Consider the following 13635-nt stretch of genomic DNA (forward strand, 5'->3'; position numbering starts at 1 on the left):
CCGAGTACCAGCCCTCGTAGCGGCCGACATAGATGTCGCCGGCCTGCTGCATGCGCCGCCAGATCGCCTGGCTCGCCGCATGGTGGCGCGCTTCGGTGGTGCGGATGAAATCGTCCGGCACCACGTTGAGCATCGCTTCCATGTCGCGGAAGCGACCGGCATTGCGGGCGGCGAGTTCGGCCGGCGTCAGGCCTTCACGCTGCGCGGTCTGGATCATCTTCAGGCCGTGCTCGTCGGTGCCGGTCAGGAAGAACACGTCCTTGCCGTCGAGACGCTGGAACCGGGCCAGCGCGTCGGTCGCGATCGCCTCATAGGCGTGGCCGATATGCGGCGCGCCATTCGGATAGGAAATCGCCGTGGTGATGTAGAATGATTGTCGCTGCGCCATGTGCGCCGCCGCCTTTCAATAGATCGATCGTTTGAGAGCGGCCGCGAGACCATCAGCCGGCAGATCACGGCCGATACGGCGTCAGCGCACCGCCTCCGCGAGCTGCCCGAACACCGAGAAAACCAGCGGCTTGCGCTCGAGATTGTAGGCTTCGGTGTCGCGCGCGGCGCGGCCGATCTTTTCCCACACCTCCGCCAGCCGTGCAAGGCGCGGCAGTTCCGCGTTGGGGTCGGGCGTGCGCAGCCGGCCGGCCACCCAGCGGTCGATGCTGTCGACGAACGCCTGCAATGTCACCCGATCGGTGCCGCCGATCGCCTCGCCCAGCGCGTGCAGCGCGCGCGGATCGACGTTGGGCAGGCTGTCGAGCAGCGCGGTCGTTTTCTGGTGCAGCGTCAGCGCGTCGCCGCCCATCAGCGTCAGTGCGCGCGACACGCTGCCCTCGGACGCGGTCGCCGCGTCGGCGAGCTTCGGATCGTCCGGCTCGAGGTCGGTGGCGGCGACCGCGGCGCGGATGACGTCGTCGGTCGACAACGGCCGCAGCATCAGCTTGCGACAGCGCGACAGGATGGTCGGCAGCACCCGCGCCGGCGAATTGCTGATCAGCAGAAACAGCGAGCGTTGCGGCGGCTCCTCGATCACCTTCAAGAGCGCGTTGGCGGAGGACGCATTGAGATCGTCGACGGTATCGACGATGCAGACGCGCCAGCCTTCGACCGCGGCGGTCGAGCCGAAGAAGCCGATGGTCTCGCGCGACTCGTCGACGGTGATGACGTTGCGCAGCACGCCCTTGTCGTTGACCGAGCGCTCCAGCGTCAGCAGCCCGCCATGCGCCTCGGCCCCGACGAGACGGACCACCGGGTGCTCGGGATCGAGCGCAAGCGTCGCGGCGCCCTGCACGGCGTCTGCCTGCGGGTGACGATGCGCCAGCACGAACCGCGCCATCCGGTAGGCCAATGTCGCCTTGCCGATGCCCTGCGCCCCGCCGATCAGCCAGGCATGGGCGATGCGGCCGCTGCGGTAGGCATCGAGCAGCGCCTGCTCAGCGGCAGCATGTCCGAATAGCGCCGTGGTTTCGCGCGGCGGGCGGGCGACGATGTCGGTGGCAACCTTGCGTGCGCTCATGCCGGCCGCACCTTCGCCTTGGACTTGGTCTTCGCGCCGCTCTTTGTGCTGGGCTTCGTCATCGGCTTGGCCTGCGGCCAGCCGAGCAGCCGCTCCTGCACCGTCAGCCAGATTCGGTCGGCGACCTGCTTCGGCTCGGCATTGGCATCCACCAGGGCGCAGCGCTCCGGCTCAGCGACCGCGATCTGCCGGTAGGCGTCACGCAGCTTGCGATGGAAGTCGGCATTCTCGCCCTCGAACCGGTCGGGCGCCGCGCTGCCGCGGCGCACCGCGGCGCGCTTCAGCCCGATCTCGACCGGCACGTCGAGGATCACGGTCAGGTCCGGCTTCATCGCCCCGATGGTGACGTCCTGCAGGGCGTTGAGCAGCGCGGGGCTGACGGCGCCGAGCTTGCCCTGATACACGCGGGTCGAGTCATAGAAGCGATCGCATAGCACCCAGACGCCGCGCGCCAGCGCCGGCTCGATCAGCGTGCGGACGTGATCATCACGTGCGGCGGCGAACAGCAACGCCTCGGCCTCGGAGCCGCCGATCAAGTGGCCGATACCGGACAGCAGCAGGTGGCGGATGATCTCCGCGCCCGGCGAGCCGCCGGGCTCGCGCGTCACCAGGGTCTCCAAGCCAGCCTTCTGCAGCCGCTCGGCGAGAAGCTTGATCTGGGTCGACTTGCCGGCTCCCTCACCGCCTTCGAAGGTGATGAAACGGCCGCGTAACGAGCCAGTTCTGACGTTTTGTTCAACCATTCTCAGAGCTTTGCGATGCCGGCACGGAACACCCCGATCACCAGTTCGCTGGCGCCGTCCATGGCGCGGCGCATGGTCGAGCCGGTCGGGTTGGCTTCGGCCGCCTGCAGCGGCACCTCGACCGCCAGCGCCGGGCCGCGCCACACACGCACCACGCCGATCCGGCGTCCGGCCTCGACTGGCGCGGCGACCGGACCGGTGTAAACGACGCGTGCGATCAGCTTGTCGCTGCCATTCTTGCGCACCATCACCCGCACCGGCTCGGCCGGCGTCAGCGGCACGTAGCGCTTCTCGCCGCCGAACACCCGGGCATAGCCGACGGTCGCGTCGGAGGCGAACAGCGCGCGCGATTCGAAATTGCGGAAGCCCCATTCCAACAGCTTCTTGGCCTCGGTGGCGCGGTCATCGATGTCGTCGACGCCGTTGACCACCACAATCAGCCGCATGCCGTTCTGCACCGCCGAGCCGACCAGGCCGTAGCCGCCGTCCTTGGTGTAGCCGGTCTTCAGCCCGTCCGCGCCCGGCATCGCGTTGAGCAACGGGTTGCGGTTGGTCTGGCGGATCTTGTTCCAGGTGAATTCCTTCTCGCTGAACAGCTTGTAGTAGTCCGGATAGGTCAGGATGATATGACGCGCCAGCCGACCGAGTTCGCGCACGCTCATCTTGTTGGCAGGGTCCGGCAGGCCGTTGGAGTTGGCGAAGGTCGATTGCGTCAACCCGAGTTCGCGTGCCCGCTTGGTCATGCGCTCGACGAACGCCTGCTCGGTCCCGGCGATGCCTTCCGCCAAAGCGATGCAGCTGTCGTTGCCGCTCTGGATGATGGCGCCATGCAGGAGATCGTCCACCGACACCCGGCTGTGGATCTCCGCGAACATCGTCGAATTGCCGGCCGGCGCGCCGCCGCGGCGCCAGGCGTATTCGCTGATCTTGTATTCGTCGGTGAGCTTGATCTCGCCCTTGGTGAGCAGATTGAACACCAGCTCGACCGTCATCAGCTTCATCATGCTGGACGGCGGCCGCAGTTCGTCGGCGTTCTTCTCGAACAGCACGCTGCCGCTCTCGGCGTCGATCAGGATCGCGCTCGGCGCCTCGGTCTCATAGCCGCCGGCGACTTCTTCCTTCTTGGCGCCCTGCACGCTCTGGTTTGCGGCGAGCACCGGCCCCGCCCCGATCGCCATCGCCAGCACGCCGGCCAACAGCGTGCGCCACGGCGACACGCGGGAGCGGACAAACGACAGCGACGTGAGCAGAGCCATGCAGCGAGTTCCGGGAGCAACTTCGAACCAAAGCACGCGTTTCCACATAGCGGTCGGACAGTCCGTCGCGGGCCGTTTTCGTTTGTGGTGACGCGGGATCGATCCTATCGTGAGCGACGCTGCGCTTCCACATAAACTCCAATCAATTCAGGGCGGGAACGGCATGGAATCGACGAGGACCGTCGCGGTCAACGGCATCGAATTGTTCGTGCGTGAGCAGGGCGAAGGACCGCTGGTGCTGCTGTGCCACGGTTGGCCCGAGCTGTCCTATTCCTGGCGCCACCAGATCGGCGCGATAGCGAACGCCGGCTTCCGGGTGGTCGCTCCCGATATGCGCGGCTTCGGCCGTTCCAGCGCGCCGCAGCCGATCGAGGCCTACAGCATCTTCGATCTGGTCGGCGACATGGTCGCACTCGTTTCCGAACTGAAAGAGCCCCGGGCGATCATCATCGGCCATGACTGGGGCGCGCCCGTTGCCTGGCACACGGCGCTGTTCCGCCCCGATCTGTTCACCGCCGTCGCCGGCTTGAGCGTCCCGCCGCCATGGAGGGGCAAAGGGCGCCCGCTCGACCTGCTGCAGGCCTCGGGCATCTCCAATTTCTATTGGCAGTATTTCCAGAAGCCGGGCATTGCCGAGACGGAGTTCGAACGCGACGTCGCGGCCACGATGCGCGGCATGCTGTGTGGCGGGTTCGCCGACCCGACCCGCTCGCTGTTCGTGCCGGAAGGCCGCGGCTTTATCGGAAAGTCTGCGGCAACGCTGCCCCTGCCCCCTTGGCTCACTGAAGCCGAACTCGCCTTCTTCGTCGAGCAGTACAAGCAGAGCGGCTTCCGAGGCGGACTGAACTGGTACCGCAACATCGACCGTAATTGGGATCTAACCGCGCCATGGCAAGGCGCCCAGATCCGACAGCCCGCGCTATTCATCGCCGGTGCCAATGACCCGGTGATTTCCGACAAGATGCATGGCAAGCACGTTGCGGCGATGGAAAAGGTGCTGCCCAATCTCAGGCGCAAGCTGATCATCGAGGGGGCCGGCCACTGGATTCAGCAAGAGAAGCCGGCCGAGGTCAACGCGGCGCTCATCGAATTTCTACGCGAGCAATCTCCCGCCTAGAACTCTGCGATCGGCGGCAGCCACGACGGGCGACCTCCGGAACGGGACCGCCGCGTCCTGCGGTCTCCAAACAAGCCGAAACTAAACGGAGCGGCTCAGTACAGCCCGCGGGCCGACAGTAAATTACCGATCTGGTCATCGCCGCGTGACGGCGCCGCGCTCTGGCGCGGTTCGGCCGATGCGTAGTTGCCATCCTGGTCGTAGGACACCATGCGGGTGTTGTGGGCCAGTGTCCGGCCGTTACTACGACTGCTGCGGGAGGCGGAGATTTCCGAGGTGGCGCTGACCGACGCCATATCGGCGGAGGTGTTGCCGAGCGAGTAAGGCCGACCTTCGGGCACCGGAACATCGCCACGAATAGCGCGGCTCGCAACTCCACCACCCTGCATGTCGGGCACGAACGGCCGCGCGGAAGCGATTCTAACCGCAGAGGGAGCCGGGGCCGGCTCGTTGGTGCGCAGCGTCGCCATCAGCTGGCGGTCGTCGGACCCTTCAAGAGGCGCACGGCCGACATATTCGACGCGGACGCGCGCGGTGCCTCTGTGTTTGAATTCAAGGAGTTCGGCGGCTTTGTTCGAAACGTCGATGAGCCGGTTGCCGTGATAGGGACCGCGGTCGTTGATACGCACGATCAACGAGCGACCATTGCTCAGATTGGTCACACGTGCGTAGGACGGGATCGGCAGCGTCGGATGCGCCGCGGACAGCGACGCCATGTCGAAGACTTCGCCATTGGCCGTCAGCCGGCCGTGGAAATCGTCGCCATACCACGACGCCAAACCCTCGGCGCGATAATTGGCGTCTTCCTGGGGAACGTAGGTTCGTCCACCGACCACATACGGCTTGCCGACGCGATAAGTCCCGCCGCCTTTCGGCACGGGCTCACCCGGGCCGACCACGCGCGGGCTCGACGACACCCCGTATTTCGGATCGACGCGGCTGAAGGCGCCGTTCTGCGCGCAGTTGGCGAGAGCCAAGCACGCCCCGGCGGCGGCGACCACGCGCGCGGCCCGGCCAAACGAATCTCGCTCGCGAATCCCCATAGATCCCCAAATACCATTACCGTGCTCAGCCGCCCATTTCGGACTTGCCCGAGCCACGACGTCGATGCCGGCCCACAACAGCATCGACTGGTGAACATATCGCAGAGCGATCAAGGCGAAAATGGGGTGGTCCGCCACATGGTTAACGGACTCCTCGTGCTGCACACCGAGCTGCTTGCACAGGCGTACGCTTGCGTCCCCGGCGATTTGACGGAATGCTCAGCGCCTCATCAGAGGAATCGTCCGTGACCATCCCTGCTCTCGATCGCATTCAGGCCCGCAACGACCTCGCCTGGGCGATCGCCATCGGCGGCATCAGCACCGTCGCGTTCGGCGCCCTGCTCTACACCTCCTGGCATTTCGCCGGCACCCTGTTCCTGATATTCGCCGGCATCCTGTTCGGCGTATTCCTCAACGCGCTGACCGAGCTTCTCGGCAAAGTGGTCGGCGGGCCCCACAGCGCGCGACTGGCGCTGGTGTGCTTCCTGCTGGCGGCGATGTTCGTCGGCATCGCCGCGCTGGGCGGCAGCACGATCGCCCAGCAGGCCACGGCTCTGTCCGGCACGATCAAGACTCAGATCGTCAACGTGAAGACCTTCCTCGAGCACCAGGGTGTCGACACCAGCTTCATGGAGCTGAACGTCGCGACCAACGCCGCAAATACGGCCAATGCAGGTAGCGCCGCGACCGAACCACAACCGACGCCGCAGCCGCGCAACCTGCCGAGCGCCGGCGAGATCGCCTCGGGCGGCGGCGCGATCGTCAGTCAGACGCTGAAGCTGATCCTCGGCACCATCGGCGCCGTCGGCAATTTCTTCATCGTGCTGTTTCTCGGCCTCGCCTTTGCGGCGCAGCCGGACGTGTATCGCCGCGGTCTCGAACGTGTCGCGCCGCTGCGCTATCGGCCGCAGGCCAGCGCCATCGTGAAGGACACCGGCGACATGCTGAAGCGCTGGCTGCTGGCGCAGCTCATCACCATGACGGTGGTGTTCGCCGTGACAGCCACGGGCCTGTCGCTGATCGGCATTCCCGGCGCCTTCATCCTGGGTATTCAGGCCGGCCTGCTCGCATTCATTCCGACGGTGGGCGCCATTCTTGGCGGGCTGATCATCGTGCTGGCCGCAATCGCGTCGGGCTGGGTGGCCGTGCTCAGCGCCTTCCTGCTGTTTCTCGGCGTCCATGCGCTCGAAAGCTACATCCTCACGCCGCTGATCCAGCGTCAGGCGATCGACATTCCGCCGGCGACTCTGTTCGCGATGCAGATCCTGCTCGGCATCGTGTTCGGCCTGTGGGGCCTGGCGATGGCGCTGCCGCTGATGGCGATCGGCAAGGTGGTGATCAATCACCTCCGTGCCGAAGGCCCAGGGCCCGAAGTGGTGACGGCCGCGCCGACGATCGTGCTGGCGCCTAGCCCGGAATCGTGACGACCGTATTGGTGTGCTCGACGTCCGGGGGCGACGCGAAGAAGGCGCTGACGAGGCCGCGCCATTCGCTGAAGTTCTCCGAGCCGCGGAAGTCCACGGTGTGGTTCTCCAGCGTCTCCCACTTCACCATTAGCCGGTAGCGCTGCGGCTTCTCTATCGAGCGATGCAGCTCGAAGCCGTGGAAGCCCTTGGAGCGTCCGAACGCGGCGCCAGCCTTGGCGACGGCGGCTTCGAAGTCGGCCTCGCTGCCGGGCTTGACGTCGATCTGTGCAATTTCGGTGATCATGCGCGCTCCTTGCGGTCGGTGTGGGCATGAGCCTTATCGCAAGGCGGGCGGCAATTGAAGCTGGCGTGTTCGGACTTGGCTTGCCTGATGGTCAGCGCGGCGAAGCAATCCACGCCACGGGCATAGCGGTGGATCGCTTCGCCGCTGCGTTCCCCGCACTGGCAGGGATGAACGCCAACCTCAAGCGCCGATGCTCATCGCGTTACGGACGATCACCTGTTGGCGCGGCTCATGACGTTGCGCAGCGCGGCGACGGCCCTGCTCCAGCGACAGCGGCTCCTCGACCGTTGCCACCACGCGGTTACGTCCGCCGCGCTTGGCCTGGTACAACGCCGTGTCGGCGGCCGCGAGCAGGACATCGAGCTCGACATTCGCCGGCCCGCCGGCGACGCCGATACTGACCGTGGTGGCAATCGGCGTGCCATCGACTTCGAGGCCGCAGCCTGCGAACGCCTCGCGCACACGCTCGGCGGCGGTCATCGCCTCCTCGATCGTGCACGGCAGCAGCGCGGCGAATTCCTCGCCGCCGATGCGGCCGCACAGATCGGACATCCGAAGCGACCCGGACACGATGGTGGCGAACAGCTTGATCACCTCGTCGCCCGCCGGATGACCGAAGCGATCGTTGATCGACTTGAAGTGATCGAGATCGAAGATCATCACCGTGACGGGGCGCCCCGCCTCGGCCTCACGCTCGATCATCCGAGCGGTGGCTTCCGAGAAGCCGCGGCGGTTGAACATCCCGGTCAACGGATCGAGCGCCGCGGCATTCTTGTGCGCCCGGACGGTCCGCTCCGACACCAGCATGAAGATCACGAACACGGTGCCGACCGCGTACAGCACCAATTCGATCGCAAAGATCAGCACCCAGATGTTATTGGCCGTACCGGCACCTTGCGTCGGCAGCAGTTCGGCCAGCACGATCGGCAACATCAGGACGGCGCCGTGCAGCAGCGGCACCAGCATCGCCGGCCATTGCCGTTTCATGGTCTTCCGCCGCTCGGCGAACAGCTGGTTCGCCGTCAGGGCTGCATAGACGGCGACGATGCCGGCTCCGATCGCGACACGCAGCGACGACAGCTCTTCCGGCAGGCTGACAACCGCCGTGACCCAGGCCATCGCACCGAGCACGAGGCCCGGCCAATTCGGTTTCAGCCCGTGGAAGACCCGGGCGGCGTTCCATACCATGCCGCAGGCAATGAAGCCGGCACTGGCAAGCGACAGCACCACGATCTCTGGAACGTAAAGGCTGAGAAGCTGCCATTGCGCCACGGCGGCGGCTCCCAGCAGATAGGCGCACCCCCACCAGTTCAGCGCCCTGATTTTCTCATGGCGACCGAAGTAGAGCAGCATTCCTCCAAGCAGCGTGCAGATCAGCGTCGCAACCAGGAATAACGTCGAGAAATCAAGCGACATGATGCGAATTTCCAGGCGAGTCGAGAGAGCAAGCTGCAACGCGAGGGAGGTTTGGAAGTGCCCCGTATCTTTCGCAATGTCGCTGCACCGCGTTGAAATCGAGTGTTCGCAATGTCTCGCTTTGGCGGCGAAGTTTCCAAAAATGCAATGTAACCGGGCAGCACCGACCGCTGGCCGCTGGTGTGCAAACAAAAAGGGCGCCCAGAGGGCGCCCTTTGCGTAACGGAATGGAGTGAAAGATCAGCGCTTCGAGAACTGGAAGGAGCGGCGGGCCTTGGCCTTGCCGTACTTCTTACGCTCGACGACGCGGCTGTCGCGGGTCAGGAAGCCACCCTTCTTCAGCACGCCGCGCAGCTCCGGCTCGAAATTGGTGAGCGCCTTCGAGATGCCGTGACGAACCGCACCGGCCTGGCCGGACAGACCGCCGCCGGCGACGGTGCAGATCACGTCGTACTGGCCGGCACGGGCCGCGGCGACCAGCGGCTGCTGGATCATCATGCGCAGCACCGGACGAGCGAAATACACCTCGACCTCACGCGAATTGACGGTGACCTTGCCGGCGCCCGGCTTGATCCAGACGCGGGCGACCGCGTCCTTGCGCTTGCCGGTGGCGTAGGCGCGGCCCTGCTTGTCGACCTTCTTGGTGTAGGTCGGCGAGTCCGTGCCGGCGACCGCGGTCTTCAGCGCGCCGAGCTGGTCGAGAGACTGAATGGTGTCGGACATCTTATGCAGCCCTCGTGTTCTTGCGGTTCAGCGCCGCGATATCGACCTTCTCCGGCTGCTGAGCTTCGTGCGGGTGCTCGGCGCCCGGATAGACGCGCAGATTGCCCATCTGGACACGGCCAAGCGGGCCGCGCGGGATCATGCGCTCGATCGCCTTCTCGACGACGCGCTCCGGGAAACGACCTTCGAGGATCGACTTCGCAGTGCGCTCCTTGATGCCGCCGATGAAGCCGGTGTGGTGGTAGTAGACCTTGTTGTCGCGCTTGCGACCGGTCAGCACCACTTTGGCGGCGTTGATGATAATGACGTTGTCGCCGCAATCGACATGCGGCGTATAGGTCGGGAGGTGCTTGCCGCGCAGCCGCATCGCGACCAGCGTGGCGAGCCGGCCGACCACGAGACCAGTGGCGTCGATAATGACCCACTTCTTCGTGACTTCGGCGGGCTTGGCCGAAAACGTCTTCATGAGAATTGATCCATGGCAGGGGGAAATCGGCGCAATGCGCCGGACTTGGCGCGCTTGTAGATAACCCCCGCGCGGCCGTCAATCCCCATTCCTTCAGAATATCCCAGCAATTTCAAATGGTTGCAAATATGGTGCGATAATACCTTCCAAAAGATCAAGTCATTGGAATGGAATAGGTCGACGTGACATGGGCAATCGGGTCCGGCGACGTCCCCGACAGCAGCGAGACCTCGCCGACCGCCAGCCGCTTGCCGAGCTTGAGCAGCCGGGCCACCGCAACCACGTCCTGCCCCGGCTGGCCCTTGCGGAGAAAATTGATGTTGAGATTGGTGGTAACGGCGAGCGCGATAGGGCCGATGGCCGACAGCAGCACGACGTACATGGCGAAGTCGGCAAGCGCCATCAGGGTCGGCCCTGACACCGTTCCGCCCGGGCGCAGCATGCGGTCGCTGTAGCGCTGCCGTAACAGAGACGTGCGACCGTCGGCGGATTCGATTGAAATGTCGCCATGGCTGAATGCCTGCGGGAACTCGCGATTCAAAAAGGTCTCGAGTTCGGCTACGCTCATTCTCGCATGTGTCATGTCGTTCCCGCCCCTGCACTCGCTTCGACGGGTTTGTTACAATAAGGTGACGCTCGTTCCCAGCGCTGGATTCCCGTTCGGATGATTTCATGACAGCCTTGCCCGTCATCGCGACGACCACTCCGTCGCCGATCCTGCTGCGCGAAACGATCGACGGTGGTGTCGCAGTGCTGACGCTCAACCGCCCTGCCGCGCGCAACAGCCTGTCGCTCGAACTGATCGCCGATCTGCAGGCCGCGCTGGATCTGATCGCGCGCGACGACGGCGTCCGCGCTGTTGTGATCGCCGCCAACGGTCCGGCGTTCTGCGCCGGCCATGATCTGAAAGAACTCACCGCCCATCGCAACGATGCCGACCGCGGCCGCGCCAGCTTCAGCCGGACCATGACGGCGTGCAGCGCGATGATGCAGGCCATCGTGCTGCTGCCGAAGCCGGTGATCGCCGCGGTGCAAGGAATCGCCACCGCAGCCGGTTGTCAGCTGGTCGCGAGCTGCGATCTCGCGGTCGCATCGGAGCGCGCCAGCTTCGCGACGCCGGGCGTCGATATCGGACTGTTCTGCTCGACGCCGATGGTGGCGCTGTCGCGCAACGTCCCGCGCAAGCAGGCGATGCACATGCTGCTGACCGGTGAGCCTGTCCCGGCTGCGGAAGCGCGCGCGATCGGCCTGATCAACAGCGTGGTGCCGCACGGCACCGAGCGCGACGCGGCGATCGCGCTGGCGCAGACCATCGCCCGCAAGTCGTCGCACACCATCAAGATCGGCAAGGAAGCGTTCTACAAGCAGTCCGAACTCAACCTTGCCGACGCCTATCACTACGCCGCGCAGGTGATGACCGAGAACATGATGGCGCAGGACGCCGAAGAAGGCATCTGCGCATTCCTGGAGAAGCGCGAGCCGGAGTGGAAGGATCGCTGACCAGCGCCCTCATCTTGCCCCGTCGTTGCGAGCGAAGCGAAGCAATCGAGGGCCACGCACCGGAAGCTGGATTGCTTCGTCGCGGAGCCCGTGCCGGGACGCCCGCGAAGTGGCGATCCGATTACTCCTCGCAATGACGGCTGATTGAAAATGAACCACGACACCTACCCCGACAATTACATCCGCCAGATCCTCAACGGCGTGAAGACGATCGCGATGGTCGGGGCGTCGCCGCAGAATGTGCGGCCGAGTTACTTCGCCTTCAAATATCTTGCCGAGCGCGGCTACGACATGATTCCGATCAACCCCGGACAGGTCGGCAAGAGCCTGCTCGGCAAGCCGTTCGTCTCCAGCTTGCGCGACATCGACCGCCCGGTCGACATGGTCGACATCTTCCGCGCCTCCGCGCATGTGATGCCGATCGTCGAGGAAGCGCTGGCGATGTCGCCGCAGCCGAAAGTGATCTGGATGCAGCTCGGCGTCCGTAACGACGAGGCCGCGGCGCTCGCCGAAGCCGCCGGCTTGAAGGTGGTGATGAATCGCTGCCCGAAGATCGAATACGGCCGGCTGTCGTCGGAAATCTCGTGGATGGGCGTCAATTCGCGCACGCTGAGCTCGAAGCGCGCACCCGCGCCGGTCAAGGGCATGCGCCTCTCGCTCGATCGCACCAGCCTCGCCGGCGCCGATACGGTGGCCTCCGACCGGGCCGTTCGCAACCGCGGCGAGAGCACCTGATCACCAGCGCCTTGCCGCGCCGTTCGTTCTCCTTCGAGCTTGCTTGACCTTCCGCCGGGTTGCGCTCAGATAGCGACAAACCATTCAGCCCAATCAACGGAGGGATCGACCATGACCGAACGCACCCCGGGATTTGCCACGCTCGCGATTCACGCAGGCGCGCAGCCGGATCCCACCACAGGGGCGCGTGCGACGCCGATCTACCAGACCACGTCCTTCGTCTTCAACGACGCCGACCACGCCGCGTCGCTGTTCGGGCTGCAGGCGTTCGGCAACATCTATACCCGCATTACCAACCCGACGACCTCGGTGCTTGAAGAACGCGTTGCCGCGCTCGAGGGCGGCACCGCCGCACTGGCGACCGCGTCGGGCCATGCCGCGCAGCTCGTCGCTCTGCAGCAACTGCTGCAGCCCGGCGATGAATTCATCGCGGCGCGCAAGCTGTACGGCGGCTCGATCAATCAGTTCACCCACGCCTTCAAGAGCTTCGGATGGAACGTCGTGTGGGCAGACCCAGACGATCTGCCGAGCTTCCAGCGCACGGTCTCGCCGAAGACCAAGGCGATCTTCATCGAGTCGATCGCCAATCCGGCCGGCAGCATCACCGACATCGAGGCGATCGCGGAAGTGGCCCGCAACGCCCACGTGCCGCTGATCGTCGACAACACGCTGGCGACGCCCTATTTGATCCGCCCGATCGACCACGGCGCCGATATCGTCGTGCACTCGCTGACCAAGTTTCTCGGTGGCCACGGCAACTCGCTCGGCGGCATTATCGTCGATGCCGGCACCTTCGACTGGTCGAAGGACGGCAAGTATCCGATGCTCAGCGAGCCGCGCCCCGAGTATCACGGCCTGAAGATCCAGGAGACGTTCGGCAATTTCGCCTTCGCGATCGCCTGCCGCGTGCTCGGCCTGCGCGACCTCGGCCCGGCGCTGTCGCCGTTCAACGCCTTCATGCTGATGACCGGCATCGAGACGCTGCCGCTGCGGATGCAGAAGCATTGCGAGAACGCCAAGGCGATCGCCGAATTCCTGTCGACCCACAAGGCGGTGTCGGCGGTGAACTACTCGGGCTTGGCCTCGAGCAAGTACAACGCGCTGGCCCGCAAATACGCGCCGAAAGGCGCCGGGGCGGTGTTCACTTTCAGCCTCAAGGGCGGCTATCAGGCCGGCATCGATCTCGTCTCTAATCTCAAGCTGTTCTCGCATCTGGCCAATGTCGGCGACACCCGCTCGCTGATCATCCATCCGGCCTCCACCACGCACAGCCAGCTCGACGACGCGCAGAAGACGGCCGCCGGCGCCGCGCCCGACATGGTGCGCGTCTCGATCGGCATCGAGGACAAGGAAGACCTGATCGCCGATCTCGACGAGGCGCTCGGCGGCTGAGGCGCAGCGACGCAGAGCAGCGGA

15 protein-coding genes are annotated in these 13635 nt (G+C 65.3%); 5 read left to right on the forward strand and 10 right to left on the reverse strand.

The features are described 5' to 3' along the window. From ACOJTD_RS08545 to ACOJTD_RS08560, 4 genes are all read right to left on the reverse strand, one after another. A partial coding sequence (locus ACOJTD_RS08545) for a class I tRNA ligase family protein (RefSeq protein ID WP_420132489.1) occupies positions 1–388 on the reverse strand: 388 nt, incomplete at its 3' end. 81 nt (positions 389–469) lie between these two features. Then, entirely contained in the window at positions 470–1510 is a 1041-nt protein-coding gene (locus ACOJTD_RS08550) for a DNA polymerase III subunit delta' (protein ID WP_420132490.1), read from the reverse strand. Next, on the reverse strand, positions 1507–2253 hold the full coding sequence (gene tmk / locus ACOJTD_RS08555; RefSeq protein WP_420132491.1) for a dTMP kinase: 747 nt from the start codon (positions 2251–2253) through the stop codon (positions 1507–1509). The genes ACOJTD_RS08550 and tmk overlap by 4 nt, the downstream gene beginning before the upstream one ends. 2 nt (positions 2254–2255) lie before the next feature. Then, entirely contained in the window at positions 2256–3509 is a 1254-nt protein-coding gene (locus tag ACOJTD_RS08560; protein WP_420132492.1) for a D-alanyl-D-alanine carboxypeptidase family protein, read from the reverse strand. A gap of 163 nt (positions 3510–3672) precedes the next feature. Here ACOJTD_RS08560 and ACOJTD_RS08565 point away from each other — a divergent pair, with 163 nt between their 5' ends. Next, complete coding sequence (locus tag ACOJTD_RS08565) at positions 3673–4626, forward strand: alpha/beta fold hydrolase (protein WP_420132493.1); 954 nt, start codon at positions 3673–3675, stop codon at positions 4624–4626. A 95-nt stretch (positions 4627–4721) separates the two neighbouring features. On the opposite strand, the gene ACOJTD_RS08570 is transcribed toward ACOJTD_RS08565, so the two are convergent. Next, entirely contained in the window at positions 4722–5669 is a 948-nt protein-coding gene (locus ACOJTD_RS08570; protein WP_420132520.1) for a septal ring lytic transglycosylase RlpA family protein, read from the reverse strand. Between the two features lie 245 nt (positions 5670–5914). Here ACOJTD_RS08570 and ACOJTD_RS08575 point away from each other — a divergent pair, with 245 nt between their 5' ends. Further along, positions 5915–7093, forward strand: coding sequence for an AI-2E family transporter (locus ACOJTD_RS08575; RefSeq protein ID WP_420132494.1), 1179 nt, complete (start codon positions 5915–5917; stop codon positions 7091–7093). Here ACOJTD_RS08575 and ACOJTD_RS08580 read toward each other — a convergent pair. The 5 genes from ACOJTD_RS08580 to ACOJTD_RS08600 form a co-directional block, all read right to left on the reverse strand. Continuing rightward, positions 7077–7379, reverse strand: a complete 303-nt coding sequence (locus ACOJTD_RS08580) for an antibiotic biosynthesis monooxygenase family protein (protein ID WP_420132495.1) — start codon at positions 7377–7379, stop codon at positions 7077–7079. The two genes, ACOJTD_RS08575 and ACOJTD_RS08580, sit on opposite strands and share 17 nt — an antisense overlap. Positions 7380–7559: 180 nt before the next feature. Then, positions 7560–8795 carry a GGDEF domain-containing protein gene (locus ACOJTD_RS08585; protein WP_420132496.1) on the reverse strand — a complete coding sequence of 412 codons (1236 nt, stop codon included), beginning with the start codon at positions 8793–8795 and terminating at the stop codon, positions 7560–7562. 240 nt (positions 8796–9035) lie between these two features. Next, on the reverse strand, positions 9036–9518 hold the full coding sequence (gene rpsI / locus ACOJTD_RS08590) for a 30S ribosomal protein S9 (RefSeq protein WP_420132497.1): 483 nt from the start codon (positions 9516–9518) through the stop codon (positions 9036–9038). Between the two features lies 1 nt (position 9519). After that, on the reverse strand, positions 9520–9984 hold the full coding sequence (gene rplM / locus ACOJTD_RS08595; RefSeq protein WP_420132498.1) for a 50S ribosomal protein L13: 465 nt from the start codon (positions 9982–9984) through the stop codon (positions 9520–9522). A 154-nt stretch (positions 9985–10138) separates the two neighbouring features. Further along, a complete protein-coding gene (locus ACOJTD_RS08600; RefSeq protein ID WP_420132499.1) occupies positions 10139–10567 on the reverse strand; it encodes a PaaI family thioesterase in 429 nt (142 codons plus the stop codon). Between the two features lie 89 nt (positions 10568–10656). On the opposite strand from ACOJTD_RS08600, the gene ACOJTD_RS08605 reads away from it, so the two are divergent. The 3 genes from ACOJTD_RS08605 to ACOJTD_RS08615 all read left to right on the forward strand — a co-directional run bounded on the left by ACOJTD_RS08605 (position 10657) and on the right by ACOJTD_RS08615 (position 13611). Beyond that, a complete protein-coding gene (locus ACOJTD_RS08605) occupies positions 10657–11484 on the forward strand; it encodes an enoyl-CoA hydratase (RefSeq protein ID WP_420132500.1) in 828 nt (275 codons plus the stop codon). 150 nt (positions 11485–11634) lie between these two features. Further along, positions 11635–12219, forward strand: a complete 585-nt coding sequence (locus tag ACOJTD_RS08610; RefSeq protein ID WP_420132501.1) for a CoA-binding protein — start codon at positions 11635–11637, stop codon at positions 12217–12219. A gap of 111 nt (positions 12220–12330) precedes the next feature. Next, complete coding sequence (locus tag ACOJTD_RS08615; RefSeq protein WP_420132502.1) at positions 12331–13611, forward strand: O-acetylhomoserine aminocarboxypropyltransferase; 1281 nt, start codon at positions 12331–12333, stop codon at positions 13609–13611. Positions 13612–13635: the final 24 nt, after the last annotated feature.

The sequence above is a fragment of the Rhodopseudomonas sp. genome, assembly GCF_048594845.1.
Taxonomy (GTDB): Bacteria; Pseudomonadota; Alphaproteobacteria; order Rhizobiales; family Xanthobacteraceae; genus Rhodopseudomonas.

Excerpts from the sequence above, each read along its gene's own strand:
- ACOJTD_RS08550 (WP_420132490.1), bottom strand. The coding sequence starts at position 1,510 with ATGAGCGCACGCAAGGTTGCCACCGACATCGTCGCCCGCCCGCCGCGC.
- tmk (WP_420132491.1), bottom strand. The coding sequence starts at position 2,253 with ATGGTTGAACAAAACGTCAGAACTGGCTCGTTACGCGGCCGTTTCATC.
- ACOJTD_RS08560 (WP_420132492.1), bottom strand. The coding sequence starts at position 3,509 with ATGGCTCTGCTCACGTCGCTGTCGTTTGTCCGCTCCCGCGTGTCGCCG.
- ACOJTD_RS08565 (WP_420132493.1), top strand. The coding sequence starts at position 3,673 with ATGGAATCGACGAGGACCGTCGCGGTCAACGGCATCGAATTGTTCGTG.
- ACOJTD_RS08570 (WP_420132520.1), bottom strand. The coding sequence starts at position 5,669 with ATGGGGATTCGCGAGCGAGATTCGTTTGGCCGGGCCGCGCGCGTGGTC.
- ACOJTD_RS08580 (WP_420132495.1), bottom strand. The coding sequence starts at position 7,379 with ATGATCACCGAAATTGCACAGATCGACGTCAAGCCCGGCAGCGAGGCC.
- ACOJTD_RS08585 (WP_420132496.1), bottom strand. The coding sequence starts at position 8,795 with ATGTCGCTTGATTTCTCGACGTTATTCCTGGTTGCGACGCTGATCTGC.
- rpsI (WP_420132497.1), bottom strand. The coding sequence starts at position 9,518 with ATGTCCGACACCATTCAGTCTCTCGACCAGCTCGGCGCGCTGAAGACC.
- rplM (WP_420132498.1), bottom strand. The coding sequence starts at position 9,984 with ATGAAGACGTTTTCGGCCAAGCCCGCCGAAGTCACGAAGAAGTGGGTC.
- ACOJTD_RS08600 (WP_420132499.1), bottom strand. The coding sequence starts at position 10,567 with ATGACACATGCGAGAATGAGCGTAGCCGAACTCGAGACCTTTTTGAAT.
- ACOJTD_RS08605 (WP_420132500.1), top strand. The coding sequence starts at position 10,657 with ATGACAGCCTTGCCCGTCATCGCGACGACCACTCCGTCGCCGATCCTG.
- ACOJTD_RS08610 (WP_420132501.1), top strand. The coding sequence starts at position 11,635 with ATGAACCACGACACCTACCCCGACAATTACATCCGCCAGATCCTCAAC.
- ACOJTD_RS08615 (WP_420132502.1), top strand. The coding sequence starts at position 12,331 with ATGACCGAACGCACCCCGGGATTTGCCACGCTCGCGATTCACGCAGGC.